This is a genomic window from Photobacterium sp. HL06 (assembly GCF_059552575.1).
Genome location: NZ_CM183915.1, coordinates 1,077,470 through 1,091,004, shown reverse-complemented (window position 1 = coordinate 1,091,004; position 13,535 = coordinate 1,077,470). Strand labels below are relative to the sequence as shown.

The 13,535-nt window shown below is 48.4% G+C and carries 10 protein-coding genes and 1 tRNA gene; 5 read left to right on the top strand and 6 right to left on the bottom strand.

Annotated features, from left to right (window positions below):
- Window positions 1-106: 106 nt before the first annotated feature.
- Window positions 107-1,579: a C69 family dipeptidase gene (locus AC51G0_RS23230; RefSeq protein ID WP_496304025.1), complete on the top strand. Its 1,473-nt coding sequence runs from the start codon at window positions 107-109 to the stop codon at window positions 1,577-1,579.
- A 171-nt stretch (window positions 1,580-1,750) separates the two neighbouring features.
- Window positions 1,751-1,841: transfer RNA gene (locus AC51G0_RS23225), tRNA-Ser, on the top strand.
- Between the two features lie 208 nt (window positions 1,842-2,049).
- Here the strand turns inward: AC51G0_RS23225 and AC51G0_RS23220 are convergent.
- The 5 genes from AC51G0_RS23220 to AC51G0_RS23200 form a co-directional block, all read right to left on the bottom strand.
- Window positions 2,050-2,703: a LutC/YkgG family protein gene (locus AC51G0_RS23220; protein WP_496304024.1), complete on the bottom strand. Its 654-nt coding sequence runs from the start codon at window positions 2,701-2,703 to the stop codon at window positions 2,050-2,052.
- Window positions 2,700-4,130, bottom strand: coding sequence for a LutB/LldF family L-lactate oxidation iron-sulfur protein (locus AC51G0_RS23215; RefSeq protein WP_496304023.1), 1,431 nt, complete (start codon window positions 4,128-4,130; stop codon window positions 2,700-2,702). Before AC51G0_RS23215 ends, AC51G0_RS23220 begins: the two co-directional genes overlap by 4 nt.
- The gene (locus tag AC51G0_RS23210) at window positions 4,123-4,908 is read right to left on the bottom strand and encodes a (Fe-S)-binding protein (protein ID WP_496304022.1); all 786 of its coding nucleotides are present in this window, start codon (window positions 4,906-4,908) and stop codon (window positions 4,123-4,125) included. Before AC51G0_RS23210 ends, AC51G0_RS23215 begins: the two co-directional genes overlap by 8 nt.
- 16 nt (window positions 4,909-4,924) lie before the next feature.
- Complete coding sequence (locus AC51G0_RS23205) at window positions 4,925-6,631, bottom strand: L-lactate permease (RefSeq protein WP_496304021.1); 1,707 nt, start codon at window positions 6,629-6,631, stop codon at window positions 4,925-4,927.
- A 285-nt stretch (window positions 6,632-6,916) separates the two neighbouring features.
- Complete coding sequence (locus AC51G0_RS23200) at window positions 6,917-7,369, bottom strand: hypothetical protein (RefSeq protein ID WP_496304020.1); 453 nt, start codon at window positions 7,367-7,369, stop codon at window positions 6,917-6,919.
- A gap of 211 nt (window positions 7,370-7,580) precedes the next feature.
- On the opposite strand from AC51G0_RS23200, the gene AC51G0_RS23195 reads away from it, so the two are divergent.
- Both AC51G0_RS23195 and AC51G0_RS23190 read left to right on the top strand, forming a co-directional pair.
- Window positions 7,581-9,158: an N-acyl-D-amino-acid deacylase family protein gene (locus tag AC51G0_RS23195; protein ID WP_496304019.1), complete on the top strand. Its 1,578-nt coding sequence runs from the start codon at window positions 7,581-7,583 to the stop codon at window positions 9,156-9,158.
- A gap of 148 nt (window positions 9,159-9,306) precedes the next feature.
- Window positions 9,307-9,999, top strand: a complete 693-nt coding sequence (locus tag AC51G0_RS23190) for a 4'-phosphopantetheinyl transferase family protein (protein ID WP_496304018.1) — start codon at window positions 9,307-9,309, stop codon at window positions 9,997-9,999.
- 124 nt (window positions 10,000-10,123) lie between these two features.
- Here the strand turns inward: AC51G0_RS23190 and AC51G0_RS23185 are convergent, their stop codons facing one another.
- Window positions 10,124-11,143, bottom strand: a complete 1,020-nt coding sequence (locus AC51G0_RS23185) for a type III PLP-dependent enzyme (RefSeq protein ID WP_496304017.1) — start codon at window positions 11,141-11,143, stop codon at window positions 10,124-10,126.
- A gap of 346 nt (window positions 11,144-11,489) precedes the next feature.
- On the opposite strand from AC51G0_RS23185, the gene AC51G0_RS23180 reads away from it, so the two are divergent.
- On the top strand, window positions 11,490-13,520 hold the full coding sequence (locus AC51G0_RS23180) for a TonB-dependent receptor (protein ID WP_496304016.1): 2,031 nt from the start codon (window positions 11,490-11,492) through the stop codon (window positions 13,518-13,520).
- Window positions 13,521-13,535 lie beyond the last annotated feature (15 nt).

The window sequence follows — 13,535 nt, the reverse complement described above, 5'->3', positions numbered from 1 at the left end:
ACTACCAAAGTGGTATTTATTGACATAAATAGCATAAAAAAATAAATACCAAGCTAAGTGTGAATGTTTATTCATCTTGGTTTCTGTTCCTACAAGGAGATATACGATGAAAAAAATGTCTGTGACTCTGTTATCAGCAGCAATTTTGTCTGCGCTCAGCCTGAGTGCTAACGCGTGTACGGGTCTTATTGTTGGTAAGGGGGCATCAGCTGATGGCAGCATTATGATCGCTCGTAATGAAGATTTTGGTATCAATAACTGGAATAAATATCTGGCTTACCGCCCGGCACAGGAAAATGAAGCTGGTGAGTGGAAGTTAGGAAATGGTTTGGTTGTGCCAATGCCTGCGAAATTTTATGGCTATTCAGCTATTCCTGACTGGGATGCCAATACTGTCGACGGCCAGGGTAAATTTTACGAAGAGCGTGGGATCAACGAATATAACGTCGCGATTTCAGCGACGACCAGTGCCGAAGTTAACGATAACGCACAAGCGGCCGATCCGTTGGTTGAAGACGGTATTATTGAAGCCATTATACCGACATTAATCTTGCCGCAGGTGAAAACAGCGAAAGAAGGTGTCGAGCTGCTTGGTAATTATATTGAGCAATATGGTGCAGGGGAAGGAAACAGCCTTTACATCGCCGATGTCAATGAGGCTTGGTTGGTTGAAATTGGCTCGGGCCACCATTGGATTGCCGTAAAGGTGCCGGATGATAGCTATGCCATGATTGCGAATGGCCTGCGTGTCCATGGGGTTGATCTCAACAGCGAAGAGGTACTGCATTCAACCGGTCTGATGGCGTTTGTTGAGCAGAACAAATTGTTGGAAAAACCGGATGCTGCATCGTTTAACTTTGCTAAAGCCTTCGGTGTAACAGGGGATGTTTATAACGTTGACCGTGAATGGCTGGGGCAAAATATGCTTTCGACATCGCATGAGCAACCAACCCGCCAGGATCAGTATCCGCTGTTCATGAAGCCGGATGAGAAGATTTCAATTGAGGATGTAGCAAATGTACTGGGTGCAACGTACAAAGGTACCCAGCTAGAAGAGAAGGGCGAACGCCCAATGCGTGTTGAGCGCCAGCTGGAATCTCACATTATTCAATTGCGCCAAGATATGCCGAAAGAGCTGCAGGGCTTGATTTGGCAGAGTTTTGGGGTGTTATCTGAATCAGTACTTGTCCCCTTGTATTCAAGCCTGCAAGACTATCCAACGCCTTACCAAACAGGTAGCGATACCTATTCGGATCAATCCGCTTACTGGCAGTTCCGTAGCCTGACGGCACTGGCAGCAGCTGATCCAGACAAGTATCTGCCAATGCTGAAAGCGACCTGGGACAAGGAAGAAACCAAGCTGTACCAGCAGGTCAGCAGTTTGGACATGACCCTGAAATCACTGTATCAATCAGATAAGCAAGCGGCTTTGAATATGGCCTCTGACTATTCTTATGGCCAGTTGCAACGCACGCTATCAATGGCGACAGATATTCGCTACAAGATGATGACGGATCTGACTAAGAGTACCGAAAAGAAATATTCAGAAGAAGAATTTAAAAAGATCATGAGCTTGTAGATAAGAGAAAATACAATCGTAAAGCCCTCGCCGATAGTTTGTCGGGGGCTTTTTAGTTGTCTGGAAGCTGGTATTTATTCACGCAACGGTTTGGTTGGTTGATATCTAGGCGGTTGGTTTGTTGAGGGGTTTACAACGCCCACAAGCTTGCGTATTATTCGCCGCACTTACGGAGAGATGGCTGAGTGGTTGAAAGCACCGGTCTTGAAAACCGGCATACGTTTGTAGCGTATCTAGGGTTCAAATCCCTATCTCTCCGCCACGTTCTAAAGCCCTAGCAGAAATGCTGGGGCTTTTTCGCATTGTAAAGTAGGGTTCAAATCCTCTAATACCCAAAGCGCTCCGCCACATTCAAGAAAACCGCTGATATCTCAGCAGTTTTTTTATATCTGGGCATTGCTAGCATCCACCATAGGATTGACTGAGACAATGTACCTATTCCGCGCTGCAAATTGAACCAACTACACTACTCACTGATCCTCAACCAATACCACGACCAGCTCCGCCGGGCCATGGGCACCGTAGGCCAAGGTTTGCTGAATATCGGCAGTTTTCGATGGGCCGGAGACCAAAATGATATTGGTGGGCAGCCCATCATGCCAGCTTTGCTCTGCAATCAGCTGGGCAAAGGTGTCATACAGGGTGCTGCGCTTGACGATTGCAATATGACAAGGTGGCACTAGCGACACTGTACGCGGCTCTGTCGGACCGGGCCATAACACCAGTGTGCCAGTTTGGACAATGGCTGCCCTGCAATGGGTAATACCGGCATCAATAGTGTCAAACAGCTCGTCTTTCCACTGTCTAAATGGCGCATTAAAGCTCACGAATTCAGCTTCAGTTTTTTGGCTAAGTGCCATGATTTGGTCAGAAAATTCACCGTCTGTATCTGTTGCGACACGCTTAAGTCTCTTTTCGGTGATGATATTTTCTAACTGCGCAGCCAAGTCGTTCACTGCGGTTTGTATAACTTCAGCATGGCTATTAGTCAGTTGCTCGACGAAGTGAGCCACCTGCTGCTCAGGGCTGTCCGGCTTCCATTGCGGGTAAACAGGTAACTCTGAGGTGATGGCTTGAGGTTTTGCCTCACGCAGCCGGGCTAAAATTTTATCTCGCGCGCTCATGGCTTACCTCTTTTGCTGCGCTGGGTCATTAACTCATTTAAGCTTTTTTTAGCCAGCTGTGGCGATGCCCGGCACTGGGTCCAAGGGCCTAAGTTTTTGGGCATTAAGCCAGACAGCCGAGTTGCCAGCCAAGTGCCTATTCGGTAAATAAAGGCGTGGCTCGCTGCAAAGCGAAAACCTTTGATTGCAGCCATCTCCATCCAGTTTGCTCCTGCTTGCTGGCCTTTGAGAGGCTGCGCTCCTGGCTTGGGAGGATTTTTTAATTCGCGCCGAAGCCGTTGCAGGATCTCTGGGATCGGAATTCTTACCGGGCAGATCTCACTGCATGCGCCGCATAAGCTGGAAGCGGTGGGAAGATCTTTGGTTTCTTCTAAGCCCAAAAAGTGTGGAGAGATAATTTTACCGATCGGCCCGGGATAAACGGTGCCATAGGCATGGCCGCCAATTCGGGTATAAACCGGGCAATGGTTCATACAGGCACCGCATCGGATGCACTGTAGCGTTTTACGCATTTCCTGATCTCGGTAGGCTTGTGAACGTCCGTTATCCAGCAGAACAAGATGTACTTCTTGAGGGCCATCTAGTTCACCTTTTTTTCGTGGCGAACTGATCATATTGAAATAGGTGGTGATGGCTTGCCCGGTTGCTGAACGGGTAAGGGCACTGAGCAGTGGTGGTACATCCGATAAGTATTCCACTACTTTTTCGATCCCGGTAACGGCAATATGGATATCTGGCACAGTGGTGCACATCCGGCCGTTCCCTTCGTTTTCCACCAGGCAAAGCGTGCCGGTTTCAGCAACGGCAAAGTTAACCCCAGAGACACCCACATCGGCATCATGAAATTTTTGGCGCAGGGCATTGCGACCGGTCTGAATGAGTTCGTCGACATCCAGAGTGGCCTGAAAGTCTGCTAAGTTCTGCTCAAACGTGTCGCTGACCTGCTGCTTATTTTTATGGATTGCAGGCATGATAATATGGGATGGCCTGTCATTATCCATCTGCACGATATACTCGCCCATATCACTTTCCAGGCACTCAATATCGTGTTCTGCCAGCTCATGGTTCAGGTCGATCTCTTCACTGACCATGGATTTGCCTTTAATAACATGGTGCCCATTGTGGCGGCGGATAATCGAAGCGATCAGTAAATTGGCCTGCTTGGCATCTTCGGCCCAGTGGATCTCAATTCCGTTGTTATTACACTTGGTTTCCAGCTGTTCTAGCAAATCTGGCAACTTGCATAGACAGCGCTGGCGAATGGCCTCACACAAATCACGCAGCTTTCCCTCTTCTTCTCTATCAAGAAAAGCAAGTTCGCGTTTTTCTCGCAAGTAATCCATTGCATTACGGAAGTTCTGCCGTAACTGCTGGTCGGAAAGGGCGGCTTTGGCCTGGGAGTGAAACTGTCTGGCTGAACTAGTCATTATCGCCTCCACTTTTGCCATTTATCCGCTGCCACAGGAAGCTGGCCAGGTGTTTACCTTTCATCTCTCTACCTTGGTATTCCAGGGCTCCGTTAATATTCAGCAGGCAACCCCAGTCGGCACTGACCAGCTCTTTCGCTTCAGTCTGGCTCAGGTGACGACTTTTATCTTCAACCATCGCCTGGCTGATATTTGGATGTTTTACAGAAAACGTGCCACCAAAGCCGCAGCACTCATTTTCGTAAGCCTGTAATTTAACGTCGACGTTGTTTAGCTGTGACAACAGGTGTTGAGAAGTTAGATGCACCTTCATTTCACGGCGAGCAGCGCAGGAGGTATGAAGTACCACGCTGGTTGGCTCCCCCTTGTCGGTCAATTCGGCGTTGCAGACATGAACCAGAAACTCGGTAAGCTCAAACACGCGGTCACAGAATTCGTTTACCTTGCCCTGATGTTTCTCGTCGGCTTGAAAAAGGCGGCGGTAGTGATGGTGCATCATGCCACCACAGGAACCTGACATCACCACCACGGGCCAGGGCGGAGGTAGTAGCGCGATTTGGCTTAGAGCGACGGCCTTGGCATCGTCGTCATAGCCAGAGCTGTAAGCTGGCTGGCCGCAACAAGTCTGCTTGGGTACGTAGATCACCTCTACCCCTTGGTGCTCTAGCAGGCTGATTGCATCTAAGCCCGATTCAGGATCAAACATATCAACCAGACAGGTGGCGTATAAGTAGACTTTACTTGGTTTGGTTGGGTAGATCCGGACAGTCTGTGTCATAGCACCTCTCATAACGTTATTTAGCCATTAACGTAAGCGGATCCGTAACGCCAAGCGCATAGATTGCAAGCAAACCAAGCGTTCCTGTCACAATAAGGTAATAACAGGTCGGAATGATGGTTTTGCGTAAGGTTTCCCCTTCACGGCCCAGTAAGCCGACAGTTGCTGAAGCGGCGACGACATTGTGGATCGCAATCATATTGCCTGCCGCAGCCCCCACGGCTTGCAGGGCTACAGTGACAGCACCGGAAATATTCAGGGTCTGGGCGACTTCAAATTGAAATTGGCTGAACATCATATTAGAGACGGTATTGGAACCGGCAATAAAAGCCCCTAATGCGCCGATGACGCCACTTAATGCAGGAAAGAAATCGCCGACCAGATCGGAGGCAAAGTTTGCTGTCATCACTGGCATACTTGCCAGATCGGCCCCGTTAATGCCCGAGTTGATAAAAATTCGCACCATCGGGATAGTAAACACCAATACAAAACCAGCACCGATCAGGGTTTTGCTCGACTCATGCAGCGCTTTTCCCAAAGGGGCAAGAGAGCGAGATTGGATGAGCACAGCCAGAAGCGAAACAAAGACGAGAATACCGCCGGGCAGATAAAGTGGTTGCAGGCTGGCACTTACACCGGTTTCTCCCAAGATGTTACTGAAAGAGAGGCTGACAGACTGCAACATGGCTTTGAAATCGGCGCTGACTCGGCTGGCGACGAGAATAATAGCCAGAAGCACATAGGGTAACCAGGAGAGCGCCAGGCTTATGGGAGGATGAGCCGACGTTCTTTCATGGAGGTCAATTTTTATTGAGCCTAACCATTCTTCGGGCCACTTTTCATCCGGTATAAAATCCCAGTGTGATTTGGGAACCAGGAACTCCTTGCGTGCTGCGGTAACGACAATCGCAAGGCCAACTAATCCACCGATGAGTGACGGGAATTCCGGACCAAGGAATACCCCCGTCAGGGCGTAAGGAACCGTGAAGGCTACGCCGGCAAACAAGGCAAAGGGCAGAATATCCAGCCCTTCAGACCAGCTCTTATTTTGGCCGAAAAAGCGAGTGAGCATCATTGCCATCAGCAAAGGCATCAGGGTGCCGGTAATGGCATGAATAATGGCAACATTGGAAGTGATCAATTGGAGGAAAGTATCCCAGTTGCTGCCAGCATCAACCAACGCCTGGCTGATATTATGGGTATCTAACCCCTTGTTAACGCCGACTATGATTGGGGTACCTACTGCGCCAAAAGAAACCGGTGTGGATTGGATCATCATACCAATCATTACCGCGGCGGCTGCCGGAAAGCCTATAGCTACCAGTAACGGAGCCGCAATGGCAGCAGGTGTACCAAATCCTGATGCACCCTCAATAAAGGAGCCAAAGCACCAGGCAATTATAATGGCTTGAACCCGGCGATCGGTTGAAATTTCAGTAAAACCGTTGCGGATCACCGTTATAGCGCCGGTATGTTTCAAGGTGTTTAGCAATAAAATTGCGCCGAACACAATCCACAGTACAGCAACGGTGATTGTCAGCCCTTGCAGGCTGGAGGCAATGACACGGCTAAAGCTCATATCCCAAAAAAGCAGAGCAATGATCACGGTCAGGCCAAAAGCCACAGGCATGGCTTTTTTAGCTGGCCAGTGAAGCCCAACCAGCAAGACGGCGGCAAGCACTATCGGAGTAAATGCGATAATTGCCAGCAGGGTTTCAGACATGGCTAACTCCCCTTATTGCTTTTATGCATCACCTGATTATATGTTGCTGGTTTACGCGAGCTGTCTTGATTATGAGCGGCGCTGTGAGCCGGAAGGGTATAGATACGGCAACAATATCGTTCAAATTTGCAATCGTTTTATAGGTGCACTTGACTGCGGATTGAACAGATAGCGGTTGCATCAGCGATTGCCATTTTTGTAATGCGGTTAACTGAAACCCCTCGCACTGGCGGTGTGCCCTCGAGGCATCGTCCATCACTGCACTAGGTTCGCTCCTGAAGGTACCTAATCATTAATCAAGCGGAACCGACAACCGTGCTCGGCTACCCATTCTTTGTAGCAAAGTTGGTTTTCCGGGATAGGCGTTTTCTCTCCACGCTCCCACCGATAGAAAGGGGGGAAGTAGAAGGCCAGGGAAGATGCCTGGTCGATACCAATACCATCGCTCTTGTCCTCCTGAACCCAAAACTCGATGATGGGGGCATACTCCTTATCTTCGCGGATCTCGGCATAACGGTAGAGACCTCGTTTCAGGTGGAGGTGGCTGCGACTCTCGGGGTTTTCAAGTCCGCTATGGTAGATGGTGAGCCAGAGATCACTGAGCTTGATGATAAAATCCTTCCCTCTTAACTCCAGGCTTCCCTGAGGGTTACGGTGCACAATGGAGCAGCCGAGATCGAGCAGCGCCTGAATAAGAATGGGTTCGGTGATCTCGTTTACTTCATTCGATTTAATCAAGATTTTTTCCCCCTCAACAACTTACATTCTAGTCAGGAAATTGTGATGGGCATTGATATGATTGCCTAATACCTAGGCTAATTATTGGCTGGCTGTACAAATTTCATTACATATCAGCCGTCTAAATATAAGTTGCTGGAATATCAATTTGGCCATTTGTCACACATAATCCTGTGTTGATATCGTACGAATTTGAGGGAGGGGTACCGCAATGCGTCAACTGATCATGAATGCCAATGTTATCGATGGAACGGGTCATGCCGCGTTTAAAGGCGATGTTCTGCTCGATGAGCATATGATTGTTGATGTTGCCCCTTCTCTCACTGCTGCGGCTGATGAGGTAATTGATGCACAAGGTGCCCATGTTTGTCCGGGCTTTATAGATGTTCATAGTCATGCTGATCTTGCCCCCTTTATGTCGCAGGGCTTTAAGCCTAAGGTATTGCAAGGGATCACCACTGAATTGGTTGGTTTGTGCGGCCTGGGTGTAGCGCCGCTGCCCAAGGCACTGCAGTATGAGCACAGACAGCGATTGATCATTGGTAACCCACCTGTTAAATGGAGCTGGGATGACTTTGCGAGTTACGGCACTGCGCTTGAGCATCAGGGGCTGGAAGTGAATGTTTCTCCTTTTGTTCCCCACGGCCTGTTGCGCTATCAAATTTGCGGTAACAGCAGTTTACCAATGGATGCTGCCCAGCGACGGCTTCTGGCTCGGTTGGCTGATGAGTCCCTGGCCGCTGGCGCACGAGGGATCAGCTTGGGCTTGATCTATCATCCGGCCTTGTTTAGCGATCAAATGGAGCTGCTGACGGTGGCGCGAATTGCAGCGCAACACCGTAAACCACTGGTTGTTCACATGCGCAGTGAAAGCGATGAGATCCTTGAAGCGTTAAAGGAGATGATTGCTATATCGCACCAGGCAGGCTGCCAGCTACATATTTCCCATCTGAAACTGATTGGTCGCCGTAATGCCGATAAACTGGGAAGCTTGCTGGAATTGATTGAGCAAAATGGGCTGACATTTGATCAGTATCCTTACCATTACGGAAGCACGACGTTATTTTCGATATTGCCGCCTTCATTGATCCGCCAGTACGCGCCGGATGAATTGATGCTGGCACTGGATACCCAGCCTGTCAGGCACTTGGTACGAGACTGGTTTGCTGAGCGGATTTTACCAGAGGTAGGCGAGCCCTGGGATAATCTTCCGGCCCTAGTTGGATGGGACAATATCATGATCTGCGAGGTTGAGACCTCGGGATCACGGCAATGGCTCGGCTGCTCGGTATCGGAGTGTGCCCAGCTTACAGATCAGCACCCGGTAGACTTCGTGCTTGATCTGTTGATCCTGGAGCGTGGAAACGTGCGGATGATAGACTATTTCATGGACGAGGCGTTGGTCGAGCAGATCTTCTTGCATCCGCAGGGCATGGTTGGTACTGATACAATTTTCGGCGGCCAGTTGCACCCGAGGGTGAGTGGTTCGTTTCCTCGGATCATTCATCAGTTTGTTAATCAGCGGCGTTTGATGCCACTTGAAAAGGCTATCCGTAAAATGACCGCCTTGAGTGCGGAAACATTTGCACTGCCTAAGCGTGGCCGACTTGCCCCAGGCTATTATGCCGATATCTGCCTGTTTGATGATGGTTTTTGCGATCTGGCGACGGTAGGGAAACCTGAGCGCTATGCATCCGGGTTACGCGACTTGTGGGTGAACGGAAAGCGTAAAGTTGTACAGGGAGAATACCAGGATGTGCGTTCTGGCAAGTTACTGCTAGCCAACTAAGTCTAGTCTATTTGTACTTCAGCTTAATTTTGCGACGGAAGCCTCCCGATAACATCCCTTATGGGCTCGTAATACAGCAACCACAGTAGCGACTGATGCTATTCCCTTGTTATGATGGCACTTTCTAAGTAATGGAAGCGCCCTCATCATGAAAACCCCCTATATTTCGCACGTCACGCCTGTTGCTTTACCTGATTTCTCTGGAGTCGGTTATCAGTGCTCGTTTGATCCTGCGTTATATACGGCAGACTCAGCGCATCAGCTTGGGGTTGTGTTACCAGATAGTTTGCAAAAGGCGGTGGTGAAACGTCAGGCGGAGTATATTGCAGGGCGTTATTTGGCAAAACGGTGCCTGACTGCATTAGGCTGCAATGAAACGCATGTGGGGATCAGCCAGCAGCGTGCCCCCTTGTGGCCAAAGGGTATGATGGGTTCTATCAGTCACAGTAATAACCGCGCGATTTGTATTGTTCAGTCGTGTGAAGTGGCAGACCAGGGCATCGGTATTGATATTGAGCAGTGTCTGACAGACAGCACGGCGACGTCTATTAAAAGCACGATTATAAATGACGCTGAATATACGCTCATCATGAACCACTATGTGGATTTTGCACAAGGGTTAGCAGTGGTGTTCTCTGCGAAAGAGAGCTTGTTTAAGGCATTGTATCCTCAGGTAAAGGCGTATTTTGATTTTCTTGATGCAGAAGTTGTCGCGATGGGACGAGAGAATTTAACACTGGTTCTCCGGAAAAATTTAACGCCAAACTTAGCTGCAGGTTGTGCCTTTACGGTACATATTCAACACCAAAGCACGATGATAAGGACCTTTACACAAAGCTAAAAGAATTGATAATGATTCTTGCTTACTGTTATACAAAACCTCTTCTCATACAGAGAAGAGGCTTAAGTATACTAACGATAGGATCGTTTAACGGATCAAAAAGTTTTTAGCTGATCCGTCTTTGCTATGTTCTGAATCCTATGTAATGCACCGTTGGCGCTTGGTGCATTAAAAAGTTTTGATGCGAGATATTCCAGCCATAGGCACCTGCCAGGGTGAAGACCAAATAATCACCTATGCGTAGCCGTTTGATTTGCTGCTGCCTTGCCAGGACATCCTTGGGGGTACACAGCTGGCCAACTAAGGTTACTGGCTGGTTGTTGACTTCAATACCTTCACTAGGAGCATCACCCTCGACGACAAAAAAGGGGTGATCGTGTCCTTGGGCGGGAGGTGTACGAAAGTGGTGTGTGCCGCCTCGGCCTATGGCAAATAATTCGCCGTGGTTTTTCTTAATATCGATCACTTCCATGACATAGTAACCACACTCTGCAGTGACGTAGCGGCCACACTCAAACCGAAGGCGGTGGTGCTGCATGCCGTGATCATCAATCAGCCGATGCAACTGCTGGCAAAATAAGGGCCAGTCAAAGTGATTTTCGGGATCAACGTAGTTGATACCGACCCCTCCACCTAAATTGATCAACATGTCAGGTAGCTGATATCGCTGCTGCCACGCTTTCACTGTTTCAAAATACAGCGCCATTAGCGTCAGGTGTTTTTCGACACACAGCTGATGAGACATTAAGTGAAAGTGAAATCCTTGCAGGTGTACCTGAGGATAATCGCGAATAATAGCCATAGCGCTGTCAAGTTCACTGGGATCCAGGCCAAAAGGCGTTGGTTTGCCCCCCATGGTCAGCTTGGTGGTTGTTATACCATCAAGAGAAATGTTCATTCTTAGCAGTATCGAAACTTTTTCTTTTTGCTCTGTGGCTAAGGTGGCAATGCGACGAAGCTCAGTTAAGCTCTCGACGTGAATGGATTCCACGCCATAATCCATGGCTTTTCTAAGCTCAGACGGAAGCTTCCCCGGGTCGCCGAAAATAAGCGGCTTGTTGTGTTGCTGAGCGACCAACCAATCGAGTTCGCCCCCTGATGCTGATTCAAATCCATCGACATACGGTGCCAAGGTGTTGAGCAAAATGACCGTGATGCTTCAGTCCATGATCGGTGATCAAAATTAATTCATATCCAAGCTTCTGAGCCGCAGGAATGAAGCCATCAGTAATAGCCTGATTAAGCACATGAGTTATCACTATCGCGACAGGTTTCATTATTTATCCTTAAATTTTGGGCATAACTAACAATTTATTGAAATTTGTTCCTGGATACTTTTAGGAGCTAATTCCATATCTTCCGCATGGATATGAGCACTGTTTTATTATCTGGGGTGAAAATATAGCTGAAAATATAATTGTTGCAAATGATTTTGAGATTTGTTTTCATTCGCATCCTCAATTATAAGATTTACAAATGGACTCTTGATAATGAATTGCTCTTTGAAGTTGAAGCCTCTAGTTTCTTGTATCGCCCTCGTACTAGCGGCCGGCGGTACCAGTGTTGTCTGTGCGGAAGAGCTAGTAATGCTCGATCAAGCTAGCGTTGAAGCTCAGCAGTACCAGGGATATGCGGAATACTCGCCGACCTCAGGCAGTAAAACAGATTTGCCCTGGCTGAAAGTACCCCAGTCAGTATCGGTGGTAACCAAGGCTGAAATGGAAGACAAGGGAGCATTGCGTCTAGTCGATGCGCTTGATGGCGTCGCAGGTGTCAATAACACTCTGGGAGAAGGAAGCCGGGATCAATTTGTTATCCGGGGCTTTGATGCCTTGAATGACACTTACCGTGACGGCATGCGTGATGACGGAAACTTACAGTCGTTTCGCAGCCTGGCCAATGTTGAGCGGGTGGAAGTGGTTAAAGGCCCTGCCGGGGCACTATATGGTCGAGGCTCTGCGGGCGGCCTGATTAATATTGTGACTAAGCGAGCCGATGGTAGAGATATCACCGCGTTGACAACATCAGCGGGCAGCGATAGTCGTTTTTCAGGCCAGGTTGATGTTGGCAGAAAGTTGACTGATAACGTGAATGGCCGAGTTAATGTGGAATACCGTGAAGGTGATAGCTACGTTGATCATGTTGATTACCAGGATTACTTCATTGCACCTACGGTTCGTATTGCGGCAGGTGAACAGCATGTGGTTGATCTTGATCTTGAGTATCAGCATCAGGAAGTGATGCCATATCGAGGCGTGCCTTCAAAAGATGGGAAGCCCGTCGATGTACCTGTTGATACCTTTTATGGTGGAACCAACGATTATCAAGAGTCAGACAGTATTCGTTTGGCGATCCATCATCAAATGACCATCAATGATCAGCTCCAATGGGTAAACCGGGCATCCTGGAACCAGATTGAACTGGAGCAAAAAGGAACCCGTCAAGGCAAGGTTACCGATGATGAGGTAAGCCAGACGGTAAACAATTTTGGTTATGATCCAAGAACCACCAGTACGCTACAATCCGAAATCACCTGGCAAACAGAGCAAAACCAGTTATTAGCGGGTGTTGACTACAATGTTATCGATATTGATTTACTCCTAGCCAAAGATACCAGCCTTTCACCGCAAGACATTAATGACCCTGTAACCCGGGCAACGCCAAACCCTGGATTTGACCCGTTCCGAACCAATAAGACTGCTACCTTCGGTGCCTATTTGCAAGATGTGTTTACGTATAAAAAACTGTCGGTATTAGGCGGGCTTCGCTATGACAAGATGGAGCTTGAGCAGCGCAAGGAAGGGGCTGATCTTGAGACCATGGATGATAACAAGGTGAGCTATCGTACCGGCTTGGTGTATCAGTTGACCGATGAGTTCTCAGCTTATGCGAGTTTAGGGCGTTCATGGCAGCTACCTTATGCCGGGATTTATATCAATCCGAAACTGGCAGAGCTGTTCAAAACCGATCTTCAGGAAATTGGGGTGAAAGCCTTTATGCTCGATGATCGCCTGATGCTAAATGCAGCATTGTTCCAGATCGATCAGGAGCAGCCTCAAACCGACACCAATGGTGACGTTGTCGATAAGAAAGAATTCCGGCACAAAGGGATTGAGCTAGAAGCCCGTGGTCAGATTTCTGAAGAGTGGAATATTTCTGCAGGTTATAGCTATTTAGATGCTGAAGATAAAGAAACAGGCTTTAAACCGAATGATGTTTCTGATCACTTGTTCTCATTATGGACGACTTATTACTTAACACCTGAGTTCAAATTCGGCGGTGGCGTTAAATATGTCGGGGACCGTTATGCTGGCAATAACGAGGCAACCAAGCTAGACGCCTATTCCAAGGTCGACTTGATGGCAGCTTACCAGTGGCAGCAACATAAGCTGCAGCTAAATCTGGATAATGTATTCGACGAAAAATATGCGCTTGGTGCAACAGGTGGTGGTTCTGGCCTGAACCAGGTGGGATATGGCGCGCCGTTTGAGGTGATGCTGAGCTATCGATACAGCATGTAATTAAACCTTGATATG